We start from the raw sequence: 20,874 nt of genomic DNA on the forward strand, positions 1-20,874 counted from the left end.
GCTTGCTCCAAGGGCTTTGTTCGTTGTACTTGTTATGATGCATTGGACGTCAGGACTACTCTTGGCGGCGTCTCTTCCGTAAAGTGGCTACGCCCGTTACGAGGATGAAGGAACCTAGCAGGTAGTATGGAACAGGGCTGCTCTCGCCTGTTTTGGGCAGCTGGTCAATCGGGACGGATTCCTCCGGATGATTCTCATCCGTAGACTGATCGATGATTTCTTCTCCTTCATCTGTACCGCCGCCTATCGGCACTTCCTCTTCTTCAACCGTTATGATGGTTGGAGTTGGGGTTGTGGTTTCAACCGGTGTAGGCGTAGGTATTTCACTTGGTGTTGCGGTTGGAGTGCTCGTAGGTGTAGAGGTCGGTGTATTCGTTGGTGTTGGGGTTGGCGTGCTCACAGGTGTCGGAGTCGGCGTATTCCACGGTGTAGAAGTTGGCGTGCTCGTAGGTGTGGATGTCGGTGTATTCGTAGGAGTAGGCGTTGGTGTATTCGTCGGAGTAGGCGTTGGTGTATTCGTCGGAGTAGGCGTTGGTGTATTCGTCGGAGTAGGCGTTGGTGTCTCCGTAGGAGTAGGCGTTGGTGTCTCCGTAGGAGTAGGCGTCGGTGTCTCCGTAGGAGTAGGTGTTGGCGTCTCTGTAGGAGTAGGCGTCGGTGTCTCCGTAGGAGTAGGCGTTGGTGTCTCCGTAGGAGTAGGTGTCGGTGTCTCCGTAGGAGTAGGCGTTGGTGTCTCCGTAGGAGTAGGCGTTGGCGTCTCCGTAGGAGTAGGTGTTGGCGTCTCCGTCGGTGTTGGAGTTGGCTCCGGGCACTTCCCGGCATTGTGGAAGATATGATGCCTCAATGTCAGATGATCATGTCCGTAACCGGGGTTCAACGCCTGTTGAACGGGCCCCGCGTATAAATCCAATTGGCTCAGTCCGCACGTCGGCAATGAGATCGTAAGCGAATGGCTGCCGGCTTTATTGAGCTTTATGCTTTCACTGGAGAAATGCTTCTGATTCTCATAAGGCGTAGGCGAGCCTTCATACGTATAGGCCGAGAACGAGACTTCTACGCAGTCCTTATTTGTAGTAAATGAGGCTGTTGCCGTACCGTCCCCATTTATTTTAATGAACGGAACGCCTGGCTCTTGCTGGTCAATCGATCCAAAATGCTTGGAGTAGCTGTGGCATACCGGTGCTTCGTCTTCTGCTCGTGCGGTTTCTTGTGTGGGCTGCGAATCTAAGCTTGTTGCAGAGGCTTCCTGCTCATTCGCCTGTCCTTCCGCAAATACCAGGGAGCCGAGTGTTAAGGAAGAAATCATTAGCAACGCTAAAGCGACTGATAGATGCCTCTTCATTTTTTTCATCCATTCACTCTCCTTTTACCTCTATATTCATTGGGCCCGATTCGGGCTATATGAGCTGTTTCACTCCCCCTTCATTATGTAAGCCATCATATCCACAATATGAATATACGTGTACAAAAATGATAGCATATTATGGTAATTCAGCAAGAGTGTATTTTTGGTGAGAAGGCTCGTATTTTTGTCGAAATTTGTGCGCTTCCGCACATTATGCTTCACTTGTCCCTGAATGCCGTAACCGATGGGCGGTTAGCGGCATATAGTGTGGCAAGGGTATGCTGTTGAGATGGTTTTGTTGGAATGGCAAAACGATTAGGAGGTGCCGACATTGGAGCTTATCCTTCTTATCATAGGCTGTTACGCTGTAGCGGCGTTGTTCGTGCATCTGGCTTTTTGGATCGGGCAGAGACGGTCACGGGCGGAGAAGCATTATGTGCTGATAGCGGGTCAGGCAGGGAAAAATATGGAGTGGTATTTGCGCATGCTGCATGCCTTCTCCCGCTGGCTCGGCAGGGATATCCGCTTGACGGTGGTGAATGACGGCGCTTCGGAGGAAACGATGGCTATCGTGGAACGATGGAAGCGGGGTGGCAAACAGGTTCATGTTCATGCCATAGAGCCAGAGGAGCATGAGCAAGAAAGCGATGAAAGCAGTAAGCGCTCACAGCGCTCCAATACTTCAGCCGTGCATCTCATGTGGATGCTGCAGGCTGAAGGCATTGTATCGGAATCGGATCATGCGGTGCTTGTTGATTTGCAAAATCCGTCCGACTTGTCGAAGATGCCGTTTTGACTTATAATCCCAATATAGAGATGAATGATGAGTGAAGCACACTTGAGGCGCCTTTCGGGCGTGATCGGGTGTGCTTTTTTTGTTGATTTCATCGAGATTGGAGGCAAGCGATATGATGGCATGGGTATACATCGTACATACTGGAACTGATTGGGAAGCGAAAATGACGTTAGAGCCGCAAGTGGATTACTGGTATTGGTTCGAAGGGGGCGGCTGCACGGCATGGGCGGTTGCCGGATGGCTATGGAGCGAGCCATTGCCGCTTGGCTGGGCATGCGGAATTGCTGAAGGGTGGGATTATCGGGGGAAGGGAGGAGAGAAGCGTGCTCTGGGCAATGAAGCCGCCAAGAAGCCAGCCGATTCGCAAGAAGCATTAGCTCACTTGGTCCTGCGTATTGAACGGATGTATTCGTATGATCGTCCATCTGGCGACAGCAGAAGAGGGGTTCATCGGCTGGGCGGCAAGCGGGGATTGCGCGAGGCGGATAAAGGGGGGCTCCGCGGGCGAGCGGAGTATTGGCCGCGAGCCGGCCATAGCGGGCCGAGCGGAGGCGCAGCGGAGAGAGGCATGGAGATGGTGGCGGCGTCGGCGCGCATCGCCGCCGGGCTGCTGCAGGGACGCGCGCTGCTTAGCGGCGAAGCGCGCGCGCTGCTTGAGGGCGCCATCGCGCCCGTGGCCGGAGCCGGCTGGAGCGAAGCGGTGCAGCTGGCGGCGTTGCTCGGGCGCGTGCGCCTAAGCGGAGCGGTCGCCGCCGCTGACGGCGGGCGGGCGGACGCCCGGAGGCGCAGCCGCTGCTTGCGGTGCGGCAGCGGCGGGGAGAAGCTGGGCCGTACGAGCTGTGCGTCGTGCGGCAGGCTCTGTGCGTATTGCGAGGCTTGTCTCACAATGGGCAGAAGCCGGGAATGCGAGCTGCTGGTGCTCGGAAGGTATGAAGCCCCCGAGAGAATGGGCACCGGGGAGGAAGAGCTCTCTGTGAGAGAGCGGCTGGATAAATGGGGGCTAAGCACTGCCCAGCATGCCGCCGCGGGTGAGGCGCTGCGGTTTGTCGAAGCGCAGCCCTTATATAGCCGTGCAAGCGTTCTTCGTCATAATGCCCGTAGAGGTGCATGGAAAACTACGGCAGAGCAAGGTGTAGGCAGGGCATCCTGGCTAGGGCGAGCGGATGAATGGCGGAGACACTTTAAATCTTCTATATGGAACGGGCGGCTGGCTCGTATCTTGGCAAGGGGCTCGCAGTCTGCGTCTGAACGCACTGATATCCGTAATTTCTTATTATGGGCCGTTACAGGAGCAGGGAAGACCGAGATGATCTTCCCGCTCGTCGATTCCGTGATAAGCCGGGGAGGCAGAGCATTGATTGCTTCGCCAAGACGGGATGTTGTGCTTGAGCTGGATCCTCGCATACGGCGAGCGTTTCCAGATGCGCGAGTTGTGACGCTTTATGGGGGAAGCGAGCAAAGATGGGAGCGGGGGGAAATTACATTGTCGACTACGCACCAGCTGTTCCGCTTTCAAGAGGCCTTCGACCTTGTAGTGCTTGACGAGCTTGATGCGTTTCCTTATCACGGCGACCCTATGCTTAAGTATGCGGCGGACAAGAGCTGCCTCCCAGGCGCGCCGCGTCTGCTTCTGTCGGCTACTCCGCCAAGCGAGCTTCAGCGGGCGGCGCGCATCGGCAAGCTGGCGCATGCCCGTGTTCCTGTACGCTATCACCGGCATCCTCTGCCCGTACCGAGCCTTGTAAGCTCGCCTGCCGTGAAGGCCATGCTGGAAGAGGATAAGCTTCCTAAGGCGCTTGTGAAGGCTTTGCGAGATTCTCTTAATCGCGGGGCGCAGATCTTTGTATTCGTACAGCGCATCGCACAATCGGAGCCGCTGGCCGCGTTATTGCGGCGCAAGCTGCAATGTGCCCAGGTTGACGCTACCTCCTCACAGGATCCCAATCGGGCAGAGAAGGTGATGAGCTTCCGCAAAGGAGAAATCCGATTGCTTGTGACGACTACTATTCTAGAGAGAGGGGTTACGATCCCGAAAAGCGACGTCTATATTCTGGATGCTGACGGCAAGCTGTTCGACGAGGCTTCTCTCGTGCAGATGGCCGGCCGGGCGGGACGCTCTGCCGATGATCCTGGTGGCAAGGTCTATTTCTTCGGACCGGAACGCAATCAGTCCCAGCTGCAAGCAGTTAAGCATATCCGTTCGATGAACAAGATGGCGAGGGAGCGTGGGTATCTGCTGCCGAAATACGAGGGGAGGGGAGCACGCGCATGAGCGGTGTTGGGAAACTCAAATCGATTCTCCGGTCTGCGGGGGAGCGGCCTATGGAATGGCTGTCTCCAACTGTAACCGGATGTATGATATGCGGAAAAACGGTGCTGCCTCACCATGGCAGCTCATATCGTGAGCGAGGAATGGCTTCCTATCGGCTATTGCGGCAATGTTTGTGCGTAAGCTGCTTTGCCTCCATACCTTGGCTGGATCGTATCCAATGTGAGGTGTGCGGCCGGGGCGTTGACTGCGGGGATTGCATCCGGCGGCCGGAGCGGCATTTTGTATGCAACCGCAGTGCGGTTGGCTATAGCAGCGTCATGCGCGAATGGCTAGCCATGTATAAGTACCGAGGCCAGGAGAGCTTGGCCCCCATGCTGGCGGAGATGCTGGTGCCCAGCTTCCTGCGATTAACAGAGGAGCAATGGCTTCAAAGACCACAGCGGGGTGAAGCCCGGACTCACCATGGCCTTCATCGGTTAAAGGCATGGATGGATAGCTTCTGGCATCCTTATGCTGAGGCAGCCCGGCGCTGGGATGCCATTACGTACGTGCCGGTCAGCAGAGAGCGGGCGCAGGAGCGGGGCTTTAACCAGGCGCAGCAGGTGGCAGGCTTCTTGTCGGATAAGCTCGGGATTCCGGGCTACGACTTGTTAATCCGGGACCGGCATGCCGAGAAGATGAGCTTTAAGACTAGAGCCGAACGTCAGCGCGACTCCCGTACTCTTTTTACAGGGAATGAAGGGCAGATTAGAAGGCTCGAGAATCAATCGCACATGAGTAGCCGGGAGAGTCTTAGAATCTTGCTCATTGATGATATTTACACAACCGGAAGCACAGCCGAGGCTTGCGCTTCCGCTATTATTCAATTAGCTTCCCGACCTGTCCAACTATACATATTGACCTGGGCGAGATCGTAACGGGCATTCTTTTATGAAGAAATTACGAATCTATCTTTATGTAACTATAAAATTAATGAAAAACGCGCTGAAATCCGTTAATATAGATAGAAATGCCAAAGAGAAGATGAGGAGGGCCTGAGCGATGAATTTGGATAATTGTCCTCGTTGCGGAAAGCTGTTTGCTAAGAATTTCAGAGATGTGTGTCCGGTGTGCATACGCGATATAGATAAGGAGTATCAGCTTTGTGCCGATTACTTAAGAGAACATAAAGGTGCGATCATTAGCGAGCTGTCGGATCAGACAGGCGTGTCGATCAAGCAGATTACCAAATTTATTCGCGAGGGACGCATCTCGATGGTCAATGCTCCGAACATGTCTTATCCTTGCGAATCATGCGGGACGTTGATCCGGGAGAATCATCTTTGCGATAACTGCCGGACGAGACTCGTGAAGGATGCGCGGAGGATGGCGCAGGACGAGACCAGAAAGACAGAGCCGAACAATAGCAAGTCCATAGATGTGGCTTACCGCGGTCTGAATCAGTATAAGGACAGATAAATCAACGATACTATTAAATAATACTTGACTAGAGCCGATAACACTTGTATAAGGTCATCGGCTTTTTTAGTTCCTGTACATTAATGAGGTGGAGAATTTGAAAATAAACGAAACGAACCGAATCGGCGGCACCAATCCATACCAGAAGCAGTCGGAGTTCCGCTCAGACGCAGCCAAGAAGGCGCGTCAGAAGGATGAGGTCCAAATCTCGGCTGCAGCCAAAGAGATGCTCTCGACGAGCAAGCTCAGCAATGCTGAACGAGCAGAGCGCATTAACGAGCTTAAGCAATCCGTCGCATCCGGCACATATCATGTGGAAGCCGGCAAGATCGCAGAGAAGCTTCTGCCTTATCTCAACAACAATCGGCCAGAATAAGGGCGGGGGAATAACCGAATGTCGATCTCGAAGATAACGGAAATACTAGAGCAGCAATTGAATTTGTACGGACGGTTGTTGGAATGTGAAGAGAGCAAGACGGATTTAATCATGAAGAATGAAATTGTTCAATTGAACGTAGTTACCCAAAAGGAAAAGCTGCTTACTGCTCAAGCGGATGAACTCGAGACGGCCCGGTTATTGACGACGGCGAGATATTTCAAGGAAATCGGCTTTCGGATGCGCTCGGGCGTTCTCTCCGATCTCATCAAATCCGTTAATAATCCCGAGGAAAAGCTGCAGCTTACACGGTTATATGAAGAATTGACGGACATTCTGAAGCGGCTAAAGCAAGTGAATGAGTCGAATCAGCAGCTCATTCAGCAGTCGCTTGACTTCATTAACTTTTCAATCGGGTTAATGGTTGAGGATCCTAATGAAGATGTCGTGTACCAGCATCCTATGAATCAAATAGCAGCAAACAAACGAAATACTTGGTTCGACTCAAAGGCATAGGGAGATGAGAGCATGAGGTCTACGTTCCACTCGCTGGAGACGGCGAAACGCGGCATTTTCACACAACAAGCAGCGATCAATACGGTCGGTCACAATATATCGAACGCCAATACAGAGGGTTACTCCAGGCAAAGAGTTAACATGGTTACCGCTCGGCCGATTGAGGCGTATGGCATGAATCGCTCGAATGTTCCGGGGCAGCTAGGTACGGGTGTCGAATTCACTTCAATCGTACGTATCCGCAATGCTTTTCTGGATCAGCAGTATCGGGAACAAAGCCAAGGCGTTGGAAGTCTGGAGATTCAGACTGACACGCTTAGCAAGCTTGAGGGTTATGTTAACGAGCCATCCGATTTTGGTATCCGCGCAGTCGTAGAGAAGTTTTGGGGCGCCTGGTCCGATCTGAGTAAAGACCCAGAGAATGTAACAGGCCGGGAGATATTGCAGGAAACGTCGAAGGCATTAATGGATACCTTTAACGAATTCAATCGTCAATTAACAGGTCTTCATGCAGATTTGACATCGAATATTGAGGTAAAGGCAACTGAGGCCAATTCATTGCTCTCTACAATCAGTTCCTTGAATAGAGAAATAGGCAGAATTGAGTCATTAGGCGACGATGCCAACGATCTCCGTGATCAACGTGATCTCATGACAGATAAGTTATCCAAAATCGTGAATATTACAGTGTCTGAGACGGATCAAGGCTATTCGATTAATATGGGAACTGCCAACCTTCTTGACGGAACCACTGTGACACCTGTCACTTCACAGTCGCTAGAGGCTGCTTATGCGACCGGCCAACTGCAAGGCGGCGAGGTTCATGGCATGATTGTGTCTCGTGATAAGTATGTGACCGAATTTGCCAATCAATTGCATACTCTTGCGAATACAATCGCAAACGGAGAAATTCAGATAACGATTCCTAAGGGATCGGTACTTCCTGGTACAACAGTGCCTCTTGCTACAGATCAGACCATTACAGTTAATGGTATAAACGGTCTCCATCAGCTTGGCTATACCTTGGAGAACCCGGCAACTGCCGGGGAGGCATTCTTTAATTTTACTGCCGATCCGGACAGTCTGACGGGGTGGAAGTACAGTCTTAATGCCGGAATTGCGGCTGACGCCAACAAAATTGCAACTTCGCTCCGCACGATTACTGATGCAAGCGGAACTAGCGTTGTGAAAGGCAATAACGGACTTGCGCTTCTTATGTCTGAATTAAAAAATGCGAAATTCGCATTTGACGAGACAGCTACTGGCGGAGGAATTACACAGGCAACGGTTAATGATTTCTATGGCGCTGTAGTTGGCGCACTTGGTGTACAGAGCCAAGAAGCCAAAAGGCTGCACAACAACTCGCAAGTGCAGTTAGACCAGGTTCAGGGCAACAGGCTATCGGTCAGCGGCGTGTCGCTAGACGAAGAGATGTCTGATTTGATCAAATTCCAATATGCTTATAGCGCATCAGCAAGGTTTATGACGACATTTGATCAAATGCTTGAAAAACTGATCAACGGAACGGGCATGGTAGGACGGTAGTTTGCATGATTGAAGCTGAAGGAGGAGGGAACTTATGACGTTGCGTGTTACTCAGAGTATGATGCATCTACAATTGTCGCGAAACTTAAATCGTAATATGTCCCAAATGGAGCAAATACAGCAACAAACGACTACGGGCCGTAAGATTAATAAAGCATCGGATGATCCGGTTGGTATTACATATTCCTTGCGATACCGTACGGAACTTGCAGCAAATGAACAGTACAAGGAAAATGTAGACTCTGCTATTTCATGGCTGGATTTTAATGATACCGTTCTTGGACAAGCGGGAGAGGTATTGAAGCGGATTAAAGATTTGACAGTGCAAGGGTCAAACGGTACAAATCCTGGCGTTGCGCTCGAGAATGTAAAAAATGAGATCGAGCAATTAAAAACACAGCTGATTGAAATAGGAAATAGCAAAATGAACGGTAAGTATGTTTTTAACGGCGAGCAGTTTGATAAAGCTCTGTTTGATAAAAATGCAGCTGGTTTTGACGCAAAGGCAGTCGGCGGCGACCAAGGTATTATTAATTATGCGATTAGCGCCAATATGAACATTGATATTAACTTTTCGTCATCGCAGGTTTTTGGAGATGCTGACCCGGCAGGCACAACGAACAATGTGTTTTCGGTACTTGATCGAGTCATAGCAGGACTATCTGCTGGAGACTATCAAGCAGTAAGTGCAGAATTGCCTAATATTGATGCAAGTATGGACCGGGTACTTAATGTACGTGCCGAGGTGGGTGCGAGAATCAATAGGCTCGAGTTAATGGAAAACAGATTGACCGATCTTTCTATCAATTTGACGGACATGAAATCAAAAACGGAAGATGCGGATTATGAATTGTTATTGATTAATGCCCAAATTAATGAAAATATTTACCAAGCTACACTGTCTGTGGGAGCCAAAGTCATAAGCAAATCCTTAGTTGACTTCCTGAGGTAAAGATGAGAGTTCCTCAGCTTGATATCAGGTCGACCCCTGCTCGACTGGATATCTCTACCCAGCTTGGGCGGTATGACATTCGTCAGAAGATGGCTACTATGGATATTCGGACAACGCAAGCTACTATTGAAGTAAAAACGGAACTGCCAGTCGTCAAAGCCGATATGACCAAGACGTGGGATGCTTTGGATGGCGGAGGTACGCTTTCTTTTATGAGCAGGATTTACAATCAGTTTGGTCAATTCGTCAACGAGGCGATCGTGAATACGGTTCAAGAATACGACCAAATCGGTGACGCCACACTGGACTATGACCCGATTCCTGAGCTTGCAAAGCAAAGCATGCAGCGGAAACCGCCTAAGCTGCAATTGTATGGCGAAGCTTCCCCGCTTAATTTAACATTTGACGTTCAGATTACGGATCCTGAAATTAATATAACGCCAGGAGGGACGGAGATATCTGTCATTCCGAATAGACCGGAGATTAACTACCAAAGAGGCGGGGTCAAAATTTCTATGGCTCAATATCCAAGTGTACAAATAACGCCTCCTCAAATTGATTTGACTCGTTAACCGTGCCATAATAAATGGACAAATAAATGAAGCTATGGAATCCAATGCGATATCATGGCTTTTTTTATTGAGCTCGAATCGGATAGAGTATTATTCATTAACTCATATTGGAGCGTGGAATTATGTTGGTGCAGACTACAAGGTTTGGCGAGATTGAAGTATTGGAAGAAGAAGTATTTTATTTTAAGCAGGGCATACCAGGCTTTAAAGAGGTTCACCGATTTGTATTAATTGAAGTAGATGATAGTCCTTTTCAATACTTGCAATCGATAGACCATGGTGAAGTAGCTTTTATTGTAGCTTCGCCGTTTGACTTCTTTGATAGCTATGCATTTACACTGTCTGCAGACATACAGAATGCATTAGGTTTAGAAAACGAGGAACATGTAAAAGTTATTAATATTATTTCAATACGCACTGACCTTGCATCAGCGACCATTAATTTGGGTGCTCCAATTATATTAAATACACAAGACAGAGTAGGGATTCAGTATATATTAACGGATGGCAAATATTCTATCCATCAACCGTTGTTTGCAAGTGAAGCCATGCCCAAAGGGGGAAAATAGGATGCTGGTACTGAGCAGAAAAAATGGCGAATCGTTGATGATCAACGGTGATATAGAAGTGACTATTCTGGATGTGTCCAACGATGTGGTGAAAATAGGAATAAAGGCGCCTAAAGAGGTTGAAATTTTACGCAAGGAATTATATGCGGAAGTGGAACAGATGAATATGTCAGCAGAGGGATCGGCGATTTCAACAGAGGATTTATTAATACAGCTTAATGAAATAAAAAAAATAAAAAAGCTATAAAAGATCGGGCATGAGCTGTCGATATAGTACTTAGGACTGATAAGGGCGGCCGACCTGAATCAGTCTACCACATGGATGTGGGCTAATTCATTTATTTCAGGGAGGAACAATCAAATGCGTATTAATCACAACATTACTGCTTTGAACAACCACCGCAACATGAGCTTGAACAACGTTGCAACTGGCAAAAACATGGAGAAACTTTCTTCCGGTCTTAAGATCAACCGTGCTGGCGACGATGCTGCAGGCTTGGCTGTATCCGAGAAAATGCGTGGACAAATCCGCGGTCTTGAGCAAGCTCAACGTAACGTACAAGACGGTATCTCCTTCGTACAAACAGCAGAGGGCGCAATGAACGAAGTTAGTGCCATGCTGACTCGTATGAAAGAGCTGAACGTACAAAAAGCGAACGGCACATACTCGACTCAAGATAAAAACAACATCAAAGAAGAGCTTCAAGCTCTGGGAACACAAATTTCCTCGATTATGTCTGATACTAAGTTCAACGGTATCAACATTACAAGCTCTGTTACGATCCAATCGGACGATAATGCACAGCAAATCGTAATCACAGCAATCACAGCTACAAGCTTCAACTCGCTGACTAGCGCATCGACACTTGGTGCAATCGAGAAAGCAATCGAAGCTGTATCCACTGAGCGCGCTAAACTGGGTGCGTTCCAAAACCGTTTGGAATACACTTCCAACAACTTGGGTACAACGGTTGAGAACTTGACTGCTGCTGAATCCCGTATCCGTGATACGGATATGGCGAAGGAAATGGTTGAGCTTACTAAGAACCAAATCCTGCTGCAATCTTCCCAAGCTATGTTGGCGCAAGCTAACTCGGCTCCACAAGGCGTTCTGTCCTTGCTGCGTTAATATTAGCAAAAAGAAGAGGCCCCAAGAAATTGGGGCCTCTTCTTTTTGCTAAACTTTTCTTACAATTATGCCGATATAAGTATAAACAAGGTCAGAGCGGAGTGATATGATGAATATTGAATCATCAAGTATCAGAGGACAAATTCCCTCCAATTACTCAAATTCTCGGATTACTAATGAAGCGGCAGTTAGTAAAGATTCGCTGGCCAAAATGGCCAAAAGCTCCAAGGATGCAAGAAATCTTGAGCTTCAAGGTGTTCATATCTCCGTAGGAGAGGGTCAATTGATTAAAGCCATTGACCGTGCCATTAAAGCCCTTGAGGGTCCCGATACCATGTTCGAGATGAAAGTTCATAAAGAAACGAATGCTATTATTGTTAAAGTACTTAATAAGGAAACCGGGGAAACGATAAGAGAGATTCCACCTGAGAAAACGTTGGATCTTGTCGTTAAGATGATGGAATTTGCAGGCATATTAATAGATGAGAAGGTATAGGAGGGGAAACAATGAGAATTTCTGGACTTGTATCAGGACTTGATATTGACGCAATGGTAAGCAAGCTCATGGAGGCTGAACGGGCACCGCTTAACCGGTTGAATCAAAAGAAAACAACTTTGGAATGGAAAAGGGAACAGTATCGTGATTTAAATATAAAGATGGTCGATATGAGAAGCAATAAGCTATTTAATTATGGATTGTCGACTTCCATTAATGCCAAGAAGGCTACGATTACGGGCAATACCTCGGCAGTTAGTGCTAAGGCTACATCTGTGGCTAATGTAGGCAACATGACCATAGAAGTAGAAAAGCTGGCAACTGCCGCTATATTAAAGAGCGGCAATGCTTCTACTGATGGAATAGGTGCGGTGGATGCAAGCAAAACATTAGCAGATTTAAAAGCTGAAGGAAAGCTCAATTATACTACTGGCGACGGTACGATCTCCTTTAAGCTGCAAAACGGATCTGCGGCGGAAACTACGATTACAGTTAATGAGACCGATTCACTTGCATCAGTTGTAACCGCAATTAACAAGAGCGGCGCAAACGTAGGAGCATTTTTAGATAGCGCTTCAGGGAAGCTTTCCATAACATCTAAGACTACAGGTCTTGCCAGCTTGGCCGTTACTGGGGATAGTGCGGGTTTCTTGGCTAACTTCAATTTAGCCGGAGAAGATGGCGCAGATGCATCGGTTATAATAAATGGGATTAAAACAACTAGATCCTCGAATACGTTCCAGGAAAGTGGAATTGACATTACTCTAAATGCTGAGTCGCTTGGAACTGTAAGCAGGATTGCTGTCGGAACAGACACGGATCATATTGTAAATACGATCAAATCCTTTATTACTGATTATAATGACTTGCTGGATTCTGTGAATAAAAAGCTGAATGAAGAAACTTACCGAAATTATAATCCCCTTACTTCTGAGCAAAAGGAAGCGATGAAGGAAAAGGAAATTGAGCTTTGGGAGGAAAGAGCGAAGAGCGGCCTCCTTCGCAGAGACTCTACATTAACGACAATGGTAGATAATATTAGGCTGGCGACCATTTCCGATGTAAAAATCAATGGGGAAAGTGTCAATTTGACTTCCTTGGGTATAGGGACTGGAAAATGGTATGAGAAGGGCAAGCTGGTTATTGAAAGTGAGGAGAAGCTTCGCGCTGCTATTGAAGCTGATCCTGATAAAGTTATGGCGCTTTTTACACAAAAATCAGCTGAGACGGACGCAAAACAAAAAAATCTCCCTACAACTCCTGACAGCGGTCTATTTCAAAGATTGTCTAACGTATTGAATAGTTCAATCGAAGATTTAGCCAAGAAAACCGGTACATCCCGTTATTCCATTGAGAAGACGGAGTCTTTTAATGCGTCAAGCTTAATGGGTGAGGAGCTAAGGCTCTTAAATATGAAAATTTCAGATATGAATAGCCGGCTTGTTTTAAAAGAGAATCGGTATTACAAACAATTTACGGCCATGGAAAAAGCAATGAATCGCTATAGTGCCCAATCATCTTCATTGTTTGGTAACATGTAAGTGAATGGAATAATAAAAGCGAGGAATTTAGGGGTGAGGACATGATATCGAATCCGTATCAAAAATATCAACAATCTTCTGTGCAGACGGCTTCGCCGGAACAACTCATTCTGATGCTGTATGATGGAGCAATCCGATTTACCAGAACCTCTATAGAAGCAATTGAGCAGCATGATTTTACTAAGGCCAATCAAAATCTGCAAAAGGCCCAAAGAATTATTAATGAGCTTATTGCTTCACTTGATTTCCAATTTGAGGTATCGAATAAATTAATGAGTATTTATGAATATATGCTGCATCAGCTTATTCAGGCTAATATTCAGAAGCAAAAGGCTCCGGCATCCGAAGTGCTTGCTCATCTGATTGACTTAAAGGAAACATGGTCGAGGGCAATGCTCATGCAGAAAGCTGGCACTGCGAATAATGCTAATGGATGAGCTCATACAACAAGTTCTGAGTGAAGTGATGAGACTTGCCGACCCAAACTCAGAATATGATTATGAAGAATACGAGCAGCTTACGGAGTTGCGACAAAAGCTCGTCGACGCTATCGAGAGTAAGAGCCAACCCCTAAATGATCAACAAAAGCAACAAGTGCTAAAGATTCTTTCCTATGATGATCCAATCATGTCCCGTATGGGGGCTTTGCTTAAGGAAGCTGAGAGAGAGTTAAGAAGCGTTCATGTAGCAAAAAAACAGCAGGTTGCTTACAACTATAGTGGTATGAGTGAAGGATTTATGTTCGATAAAAAAAAATAACGAAAAAAAGAGCTATCTCAGAAGTCTTGGACTTAGAGATAGCTCTTTCATTTCCCTATTAATTAAAGTGCAATGAAAGGGGGGAGATTTTTATAGTTGGAGTCTAACCGAATGAGCTGTTCTTTCTTTATCCGTTTTTCTGCAGGGTCATTTGATAGCAGACAGAACTGAATAAATAGCTGTTTTTGACTCGGGTCTTGTTTAATAGCTAACTCTAGGTAACGAAGAGCCTGGCCCGTGTTTTTTAAGTTGGTGTGATGAGAGGCAAGATTACAACAGCTTGAGTACTCTAATGCGTTATTAGCATCTAAATAAGAATAGCATTGTAAAGCAGCATCGTCATGATGAATGGTATACAGCATGTTAGCTAAGCTGTTAATGACTGCAGGAGACTCAACTTGATCCAGTATCTTATCGAACATATCCAAGTAATTGGTCGTATATAGGCCACCCAAAAGAGTGAATAGATAACCCTCATTTTTGATCATGCCTGAAGAATTACCTAGAAGCAAGCCCTCAATTGCTTGCATATAACTAGTTTCTTCTTTAGTGTTGTTCGACCATTGAATCCACTCAGGCTTATTCCAGACTAAAGCTGCTAATGCCAGATGGTTTAGGGATGCCGGATCTTCTTGTTCTGACGGCAATCCGGTGAACCATATCTGCTTGAAATCTTCTTCTTGGTTCATTAATAATGCATATCTTAATCGATCTGCAAGTGATAGCACCTCAGTTGCTGACAACTGCTGATAGTAGTGGTCGGCCAGATCGCGAAGTCCTAGAGAAATAGAGATCTTGCATAACAAAGGAGCTCTTAACTCATCTTTCATATGGCTTAATAGATGATCGAGGAATCCGGAAATCTGCTTAGCATTGTCTTTCAGGGCCAGTATGCGCACCATGCGGGTCAAAGCATCTCCATCATTAAAAACTCGCAAATATTTCGTTAGAAAATAAACGGAGCTGCTTAATTCCTTTTCTTGCTCACAAATCAAAGCAAGATATTTTAATGGCAGTCGTACTCCTAGGTCAGGGCTGGATATGGAAATGGGTTTATTTTGGGCCGCTAAAAGCTCAGCATTCTCGACACATGTGAGAAGAGTTTTCTTTGCATCCTGTGTAAATCCAAGATGATAATAAATAATGCCTCGAAGAGCGAGAATATCAGGATAGTTCTTCTCGTAATCAACTAAATGCTCGTCCATAAAATTCCAAGCCTCGATAAGGTTGTTCGTATTCATATAAACGTTCATCATAGTGAATAAAACCTGTTTGTAAGCTGTCCCCAACTCGCGCTTTTTACTCAAGGCTAGTTGAAGATATTCAAGTCCTTCTTCATAATTGCCCATCATGACCTGTTGATTGCCCAACATTAGATTGTCATATGCGCTGAGACGGGATTGATTCTTCATTTTATTAAAGATGGACAGGTTTCGCTCATGCTTGTTTTTGTTTGAAATGGTTTCCTGGGTATAGCCCGAATGAAATACACGGCAAGGCATATTTATACTTTTCAGCTCGAGTTTTTTAGTTGAAACAATCTGCTCATGAATAGGGCGAGCGTACTGCAAGTGACAATGATTAGGGAATGCCCGAATGACAAGCCCCTCGTTAACGCTATAGGACCTCTCTTGACCTAGAAAACTTAGAATGGAAACACTATATACTCTATCCTCTGATGGAGTTTCTTTGGACAGAAAATCACGGAGCAGCTTGGCATCATGTGCCTCCATATATTCATCTGCATCCATAACAAAAATCCATTTGCCGGTTGCATGCTGAATAGATTGATTCCGGGCAGCTGCAAAATCGTCTACCCATTCATAATCGAACACTTTGTCAGTATAACGATATGCAATATCTTTAGTGGAATCGGTTGAGCCTGTATCCACAATAATAATTTCATCCATAATATCTTTGACACTATTAAGGCAACGATCAAGAACATCATCTTCATTCTTGACAATCATACAGAGTGAGATCAGTTTAGACATATTCAGACTCCTTCTATTTCGAGATGTTCTAGTTGTACTTGTAATGCGTTCCTATCTACATTATCGGCGTTATTCGTTCAATTGAATAGTGTTGCCGTTAAATGATGAAGACCATACCGTCAGCTATGGATGACTTGAAGGTGTTTTTATGTTGGAAACATGGCAGGCGCAATGATGAGTTGATTGCTCTAAGAGCTATAGAGGCTACGTCCTTCTAACCATTTGTAATTGATATCCAGTAATCATTTGATTTTATTTTCCGATAAATAATGTAGGGGCATATAGCTGAATATGAATATGTGGGTTTATTACTTCCAATTCATATCTTAGAGAGGAACTAGGGGACATGAGAATAAATCAAAAACGTAAGATATTGGATCTTATGACGACTATAGAAGAAGGATTCGAATATGCGCGTAATAGTGAAGCAGATAACGCAGCTAGAATGCTAAAAGATTGTATGGATGGACTGTCGTTCTTAACTTCATTATTGAGCGATGAGCCAGTGATAAGCGGGCGCCTTCAAGATGCAATTCATGATGTTCATTTTATATTACGTGAGACATTAGAATACGATGAGTTTATTTCTTATCTGAACAAAATACACGGAATAATGAACGAGGCTCGGTCTAATGTTATCTATGATATAAGAACAGAATTAGAAATTGCGTTTATGCCATACAAGTCATCGATGTGGGATTCGTTAGAGAGTATTTATAACGCCGCGGAAAAAGATCCTCATTGCACTTGTTATGTCGTTCCTATTCCATACTATGAGAAGAATGCAGAGGGACAAATCATTCGGTTTTGCTACGAAGGCAATGAATTTCCAGAACATTTAAAAACTATTCCATTTGAATTGTATGATTTTGAGAATAGAGAGCCAGACATCATTTATATCCATAATCCATTTGATCACTATAATAAGCTTACCGTAGTTAATCCTAGATTCTATTCTGAGAATCTTGCTAAATACACGGAAATGTTAGTATATGTACCATATTATGTGGCTGGAAGTACAGAAAAGCCGGGAATTGATTTTCTGCCTTCTTTTAATAATATGGACAAAATCATTGTTCAATCCCAAAACCTTAAGGACGCTTATGTACAGAGTGGGGTTGATTCCAATAAATTATTGAACTTAGGATCTCCTAAGCTTGATGCAATGCTTACAGTCGTTCGAGAACCGCTAGAGCTTTCTACACAGTGGGAATCGGTATTAAGAGATAGAACGGTTATTTTGTTTAATACCGGTATAGCCGATCTGTTGTCTGTCCAGACTTGGCTGGAACAAATAGTGGAAGTTATAAATTGTTTTATTGAGCATCGGCAGCTGGCTTTAATTTGGCGTCCTCATCCGCTTACCGAAATTACAATTAAAACGATGAGACCCCAAGTAGCTCAAGCGTACGAACAAATCAAAGAAGCAATAAGAAAAGCGAATAATATTATCGTGGATACCAGCAGTGATATCTATCCGGCAGTTTCGGCATCTGATGGGATCATTAGCGATTATAGCTCAGTCATGATGCAGTATATTGTGACGGAAAAGCCTGTATTAGGGCTTCTAAGCAAAAAAATGCTAGAAGAGAATAGATCGTATTACTCCGATTATCTAGGCTGTTACTTTACGAATCAAGATGTAACTGTACCGGATTTTATTGAGATCGTAGAAAGAAAAGAGGACTTCAAAAAAGAAGAACGCATTAGCAGACTGAGAAATAGTATAAGCAATTCGGACGGTACATGCGGTGAGAAAGTTCATTATTCCATAAAGGATGAAGTGATCAAATTCTAGTTATTAATTTGAATCAGCATTGTGCAATGGATCGGAGGAGACTATGTTAAATTTTTCTTTGGGACCAGTGATGATGGAACAGGAAATCAGAGAGATCGGTTCCGAGCAAATTCCATACTTCCGAACGGATGAGTTTTCCAAATTAATGCTTGAAAATGAGGAGCTCTTAAAAAAATGCATAGGCGCAACGGGAACAAGCCGTGTCATTTTTCTCACTGGATCAGGGACTGCAGCAATGGAAGCCACAATAATGAATCTGTTTCATGAAAGGGATAAATTGCTTATCGTCAACGGAGGCAGCTTTGGTGCCAGGTTCAAAGAAATTTGTAATATTCATGGGCTGCATTCCGAGGAAATTCATTTAGAATATGGTGAAGATTTAACAGAACGTCATTTGGAAAAATATGACGGACAAGGATTTACAGGTTTCTTAATCAACGTTCATGAAACATCGACCGGAGTTCTGTACGATATGGATATTGTAAAGAGCTTCTGTGAAAGAAATCAATTGTTAGTCGTCGTCGATGCCATTAGTTCTTTTTTAGCTGATCGTTATGACATGAGTGAGTTTAATATTAACGCCACAATACTAAGCTCACAAAAGGCAATGGCATTGCCTCCAGGCATTTCATTTGTTGTATTGGATGAAAAGTCCCAAGAGAGAGTGTTACACAACTCAGTAAAAAGCCTCTATTTTAATTTTAAAAGTTATTTAAATGATGGACGGAGAGGGCAAACGCCTTACACTCCAGCTGTGAGTATATTACTTCAACTAAGAAAAAAATTACAGCTCGTTGACGAAAATGGTGTAAGTGAAGTAATAGCTAACGTTAGTTCCATTGCCCGAGATTTTAGAATGAAAATTAAAGGTTTGCCGCTAGAGATAGCAGCAAGTTCACTTTCTAACGCAGTCACGCCTTTAAAACCAACGGGGAAAATGGCTGCTGACGAGATCTTCACCTATTTGAAGGATAATCACGACATATATGTGTGTCCGAATGGAGGATCCCTTAGAAGAGTATTATTCAGGGTTGGTCATATAGGAGCCATAACTGAGTCAGATAACAATGAGTTGATTAAGGCATTGCTATCTATGAAAGAGAAAAGCATTTTGTAATCCTGCTTGTTTTACATATTTTAATGTATTGAATTACGCAGCGGAGGGATGAAATCATGAAAGCTATTTTATTGGCAGCAGGTAGAGGAACAAGGATATCGAGAATGATAGAGGAAATCCCCAAATGTGTATTGCCAGTTGATGGAGTCCCGCTGATAAGAAGAACTGTCATGATGCTCATTAAGAGAAATATTCAGCCAATTGTATGTGTTGGGTATTGTAAAAACAAAATTTTTGAAGCGTTAGAAGGGCTGAATGTCACTTATTATTACAATCCATTCTATGATGTAACGAATAGTATCGCTTCTTTTTGGTTTGCGAGGGAAGAGTTAACGGAAGATATGCTTATTATGAATGGCGATGTTTATATTGATGATGAAATATTGAATTTGATCATAGAGACGAAACAAGAATGCGCATTAATGGTAGATACGGGGAGGACAGTAGAAGGCGATTATTTTTTAAAGCTGATCAATGGATTCATTAAAGATTATGGCAAAGACCTGCCCCTAAAAGAAAGAACCTGCGAATATGTCGGAATTGGAAAAGTCGGGAGGAGTTTCTTAGACAGATTTAACAACAAGCTTGAAGCTTTAATGAATAGCCAGCAGCATCAGCTCTGGTGGGAAAATATACTTTATTCAATAGCGGAAGAAGAAAACATAGGTACGATTGACATTAAGGGACTTTTTTGGTCGGAAATAGACTATTTTGACGATTATGAAAGAATATTGGCTCACACAAGCAGAGATGTCAAATCAGAAAGACTAGGGTGTGAAATGTGAAACCAGGAATAGATTATATAAAACTAGATGATGAGCAATTAAAAAAATTACAGAATGAAATGCTTCAGCTGCTTGTGGAAGTTGATAGAATTTGCAGAAAAAATAATATTCAATATTTCTTATCGCATGGAACATTACTTGGAGCCGTTAGGCATAAAGGCTATATTCCATGGGATGATGATGTCGATATTGAGATGCTGAGAGAAGATTATGAGAGGTTTTGCAAAGCTTGCGAAAGCGATCTAAACACTTCGAAATTTTTTCTTCAAAATCAACAAAAGGATAAGAATTACAATTGGGTTTATGGAAAGCTGAAACTACAGAATACATCGTATGTCCGAGCTGGACAAGAGCATCTGAAATTAAAAGATGGAATTTTCCTGGATATATTTCCTCTCGATCATATTTCGCCTAGTATGAGTAAACAAAAGTTTGTTTTATTTATGTGCAAAATGTTCAGGAAAATATTATGGGCACCTGTAGGAAAGAAAACTTTAGAAAACAAATACAGCAGGATGCTGTTTAAAGTTTTATCTTTTATACCACGTTCCATGACCATTCGAATGAATGACTTCATTACTAGACTAGATAATAAAAAAAATACTCCTTTTCTAATTAGTAATAATTTATTTGACGGCCATGTATACAAGCGCGAGTGGTATACGGAAAGTATAGATGTAGATTTTGAGGGGCATACATTCATGGCTTCAAAGGAGTATCATCATATACTTACTTTGCTTTATGGAGATTATATGAAGTTGCCTCCCGTAGAGAAACGAGAGGGTCATTGTTACCCGACCCAAATTAAATTTACGGATGGATATGAGATGAAACTATTAAAATAGTCAGTTGGAGAG

Annotated in this window: 22 protein-coding genes; 20 read left to right on the plus strand and 2 right to left on the minus strand. The window is 44.6% G+C overall.

Annotation, left to right across the window (positions count from 1 at the left end; translation table 11 throughout):
• Positions 1-55 precede the first annotated feature (55 nt).
• Positions 56-1,348 carry an LPXTG cell wall anchor domain-containing protein gene (locus D3P09_RS25880; RefSeq protein ID WP_120114328.1) on the minus strand — a complete coding sequence of 431 codons (1,293 nt, stop codon included), beginning with the start codon at positions 1,346-1,348 and terminating at the stop codon, positions 56-58.
• A gap of 325 nt (positions 1,349-1,673) precedes the next feature.
• On the opposite strand from D3P09_RS25880, the gene D3P09_RS25885 reads away from it, so the two are divergent.
• From D3P09_RS25885 to fliT, 16 genes are all read left to right on the plus strand, one after another.
• On the plus strand, positions 1,674-2,138 hold the full coding sequence (locus D3P09_RS25885) for a hypothetical protein (RefSeq protein WP_120114329.1): 465 nt from the start codon (positions 1,674-1,676) through the stop codon (positions 2,136-2,138).
• Between the two features lie 112 nt (positions 2,139-2,250).
• Positions 2,251-4,410 carry an ATP-dependent helicase ComFA gene (locus tag D3P09_RS25890; protein ID WP_120114330.1) on the plus strand — a complete coding sequence of 720 codons (2,160 nt, stop codon included), beginning with the start codon at positions 2,251-2,253 and terminating at the stop codon, positions 4,408-4,410.
• Positions 4,407-5,327 (plus strand): ComF family protein, encoded by a 921-nt coding sequence (locus D3P09_RS27450; protein ID WP_133305062.1) that lies wholly within the window; start codon positions 4,407-4,409, stop codon positions 5,325-5,327. Before D3P09_RS25890 ends, D3P09_RS27450 begins: the two co-directional genes overlap by 4 nt.
• 124 nt (positions 5,328-5,451) lie before the next feature.
• Positions 5,452-5,868, plus strand: coding sequence for a TIGR03826 family flagellar region protein (locus D3P09_RS25900; protein WP_120114332.1), 417 nt, complete (start codon positions 5,452-5,454; stop codon positions 5,866-5,868).
• Positions 5,869-5,947: 79 nt separating this feature from the next.
• Complete coding sequence (gene flgM / locus D3P09_RS25905) at positions 5,948-6,244, plus strand: flagellar biosynthesis anti-sigma factor FlgM (RefSeq protein ID WP_279387150.1); 297 nt, start codon at positions 5,948-5,950, stop codon at positions 6,242-6,244.
• An 18-nt stretch (positions 6,245-6,262) separates the two neighbouring features.
• Positions 6,263-6,760: a flagellar protein FlgN gene (locus D3P09_RS25910; protein WP_120114334.1), complete on the plus strand. Its 498-nt coding sequence runs from the start codon at positions 6,263-6,265 to the stop codon at positions 6,758-6,760.
• A 12-nt stretch (positions 6,761-6,772) separates the two neighbouring features.
• Complete coding sequence (flgK, locus tag D3P09_RS25915) at positions 6,773-8,305, plus strand: flagellar hook-associated protein FlgK (RefSeq protein ID WP_120114335.1); 1,533 nt, start codon at positions 6,773-6,775, stop codon at positions 8,303-8,305.
• Positions 8,306-8,339: 34 nt separating this feature from the next.
• Positions 8,340-9,257: a flagellar hook-associated protein FlgL gene (gene flgL, locus D3P09_RS25920; protein WP_207892555.1), complete on the plus strand. Its 918-nt coding sequence runs from the start codon at positions 8,340-8,342 to the stop codon at positions 9,255-9,257.
• Positions 9,258-9,259: 2 nt separating this feature from the next.
• Positions 9,260-9,829, plus strand: coding sequence for a DUF6470 family protein (locus D3P09_RS25925; RefSeq protein ID WP_243644510.1), 570 nt, complete (start codon positions 9,260-9,262; stop codon positions 9,827-9,829).
• 122 nt (positions 9,830-9,951) lie between these two features.
• On the plus strand, positions 9,952-10,398 hold the full coding sequence (fliW, locus tag D3P09_RS25930) for a flagellar assembly protein FliW (RefSeq protein WP_120114337.1): 447 nt from the start codon (positions 9,952-9,954) through the stop codon (positions 10,396-10,398).
• A gap of 1 nt (position 10,399) precedes the next feature.
• Positions 10,400-10,645: a carbon storage regulator CsrA gene (gene csrA / locus D3P09_RS25935; protein WP_120114338.1), complete on the plus strand. Its 246-nt coding sequence runs from the start codon at positions 10,400-10,402 to the stop codon at positions 10,643-10,645.
• A gap of 114 nt (positions 10,646-10,759) precedes the next feature.
• A complete protein-coding gene (locus D3P09_RS25940) occupies positions 10,760-11,527 on the plus strand; it encodes a flagellin N-terminal helical domain-containing protein (protein WP_120114339.1) in 768 nt (255 codons plus the stop codon).
• Positions 11,528-11,633: 106 nt separating this feature from the next.
• Positions 11,634-12,023, plus strand: a complete 390-nt coding sequence (locus D3P09_RS25945; RefSeq protein ID WP_243644512.1) for a flagellar protein FlaG — start codon at positions 11,634-11,636, stop codon at positions 12,021-12,023.
• An 11-nt stretch (positions 12,024-12,034) separates the two neighbouring features.
• The gene (gene fliD / locus D3P09_RS25950) at positions 12,035-13,564 is read left to right on the plus strand and encodes a flagellar filament capping protein FliD (RefSeq protein ID WP_120114340.1); all 1,530 of its coding nucleotides are present in this window, start codon (positions 12,035-12,037) and stop codon (positions 13,562-13,564) included.
• A gap of 41 nt (positions 13,565-13,605) precedes the next feature.
• Positions 13,606-14,001, plus strand: coding sequence for a flagellar export chaperone FliS (gene fliS, locus D3P09_RS25955; RefSeq protein WP_120114341.1), 396 nt, complete (start codon positions 13,606-13,608; stop codon positions 13,999-14,001).
• Positions 13,994-14,323, plus strand: coding sequence for a flagellar protein FliT (gene fliT, locus D3P09_RS25960; protein WP_133305063.1), 330 nt, complete (start codon positions 13,994-13,996; stop codon positions 14,321-14,323). Before fliS ends, fliT begins: the two co-directional genes overlap by 8 nt.
• Before the next feature lie 62 nt (positions 14,324-14,385).
• Here the strand turns inward: fliT and D3P09_RS25965 are convergent, their stop codons facing one another.
• Positions 14,386-16,317 carry a glycosyltransferase family 2 protein gene (locus tag D3P09_RS25965; RefSeq protein ID WP_120114343.1) on the minus strand — a complete coding sequence of 644 codons (1,932 nt, stop codon included), beginning with the start codon at positions 16,315-16,317 and terminating at the stop codon, positions 14,386-14,388.
• 346 nt (positions 16,318-16,663) lie between these two features.
• Between D3P09_RS25965 and D3P09_RS25970 the strand changes: the two genes are divergently transcribed.
• The 4 genes from D3P09_RS25970 to D3P09_RS25985 are packed head-to-tail and all read left to right on the plus strand — an operon-like array spanning position 16,664 to position 20,862.
• Positions 16,664-18,115: a CDP-glycerol glycerophosphotransferase family protein gene (locus D3P09_RS25970; RefSeq protein WP_120114344.1), complete on the plus strand. Its 1,452-nt coding sequence runs from the start codon at positions 16,664-16,666 to the stop codon at positions 18,113-18,115.
• Positions 18,116-18,158: 43 nt separating this feature from the next.
• Entirely contained in the window at positions 18,159-19,232 is a 1,074-nt protein-coding gene (locus D3P09_RS25975) for a pyridoxal-phosphate-dependent aminotransferase family protein (RefSeq protein ID WP_120114345.1), read from the plus strand.
• A 56-nt stretch (positions 19,233-19,288) separates the two neighbouring features.
• On the plus strand, positions 19,289-20,017 hold the full coding sequence (locus D3P09_RS25980; protein ID WP_120114346.1) for a phosphocholine cytidylyltransferase family protein: 729 nt from the start codon (positions 19,289-19,291) through the stop codon (positions 20,015-20,017).
• The gene (locus D3P09_RS25985; protein WP_120114347.1) at positions 20,014-20,862 is read left to right on the plus strand and encodes a LicD family protein; all 849 of its coding nucleotides are present in this window, start codon (positions 20,014-20,016) and stop codon (positions 20,860-20,862) included. Before D3P09_RS25980 ends, D3P09_RS25985 begins: the two co-directional genes overlap by 4 nt.
• Positions 20,863-20,874 lie beyond the last annotated feature (12 nt).

This window comes from Paenibacillus pinisoli, assembly GCF_003605435.1.
GTDB lineage: Bacteria > Bacillota > Bacilli > Paenibacillales > Paenibacillaceae > Pristimantibacillus > Pristimantibacillus pinisoli.

Bases quoted from the DNA above. Each gene is read 5' to 3' on its own strand.
- D3P09_RS25910 (WP_120114334.1), top strand. From the start codon at position 6,263: ATGTCGATCTCGAAGATAACGGAAATACTAGAGCAGCAATTGAATTTG.
- D3P09_RS25945 (WP_243644512.1), top strand. From the start codon at position 11,634: ATGATGAATATTGAATCATCAAGTATCAGAGGACAAATTCCCTCCAAT.
- D3P09_RS25940 (WP_120114339.1), top strand. From the start codon at position 10,760: ATGCGTATTAATCACAACATTACTGCTTTGAACAACCACCGCAACATG.
- D3P09_RS25925 (WP_243644510.1), top strand. From the start codon at position 9,260: ATGAGAGTTCCTCAGCTTGATATCAGGTCGACCCCTGCTCGACTGGAT.
- fliD (WP_120114340.1), top strand. From the start codon at position 12,035: ATGAGAATTTCTGGACTTGTATCAGGACTTGATATTGACGCAATGGTA.
- D3P09_RS25900 (WP_120114332.1), top strand. From the start codon at position 5,452: ATGAATTTGGATAATTGTCCTCGTTGCGGAAAGCTGTTTGCTAAGAAT.
- D3P09_RS25880 (WP_120114328.1), bottom strand. From the start codon at position 1,348: ATGAAAAAAATGAAGAGGCATCTATCAGTCGCTTTAGCGTTGCTAATG.
- D3P09_RS27450 (WP_133305062.1), top strand. From the start codon at position 4,407: ATGAGCGGTGTTGGGAAACTCAAATCGATTCTCCGGTCTGCGGGGGAG.
- fliS (WP_120114341.1), top strand. From the start codon at position 13,606: ATGATATCGAATCCGTATCAAAAATATCAACAATCTTCTGTGCAGACG.
- D3P09_RS25890 (WP_120114330.1), top strand. From the start codon at position 2,251: ATGATGGCATGGGTATACATCGTACATACTGGAACTGATTGGGAAGCG.
- D3P09_RS25980 (WP_120114346.1), top strand. From the start codon at position 19,289: ATGAAAGCTATTTTATTGGCAGCAGGTAGAGGAACAAGGATATCGAGA.
- D3P09_RS25965 (WP_120114343.1), bottom strand. From the start codon at position 16,317: ATGTCTAAACTGATCTCACTCTGTATGATTGTCAAGAATGAAGATGAT.
- D3P09_RS25970 (WP_120114344.1), top strand. From the start codon at position 16,664: ATGAGAATAAATCAAAAACGTAAGATATTGGATCTTATGACGACTATA.
- flgL (WP_207892555.1), top strand. From the start codon at position 8,340: ATGACGTTGCGTGTTACTCAGAGTATGATGCATCTACAATTGTCGCGA.
- csrA (WP_120114338.1), top strand. From the start codon at position 10,400: ATGCTGGTACTGAGCAGAAAAAATGGCGAATCGTTGATGATCAACGGT.
- fliW (WP_120114337.1), top strand. From the start codon at position 9,952: ATGTTGGTGCAGACTACAAGGTTTGGCGAGATTGAAGTATTGGAAGAA.
- D3P09_RS25975 (WP_120114345.1), top strand. From the start codon at position 18,159: ATGTTAAATTTTTCTTTGGGACCAGTGATGATGGAACAGGAAATCAGA.
- fliT (WP_133305063.1), top strand. From the start codon at position 13,994: ATGGATGAGCTCATACAACAAGTTCTGAGTGAAGTGATGAGACTTGCC.
- flgK (WP_120114335.1), top strand. From the start codon at position 6,773: ATGAGGTCTACGTTCCACTCGCTGGAGACGGCGAAACGCGGCATTTTC.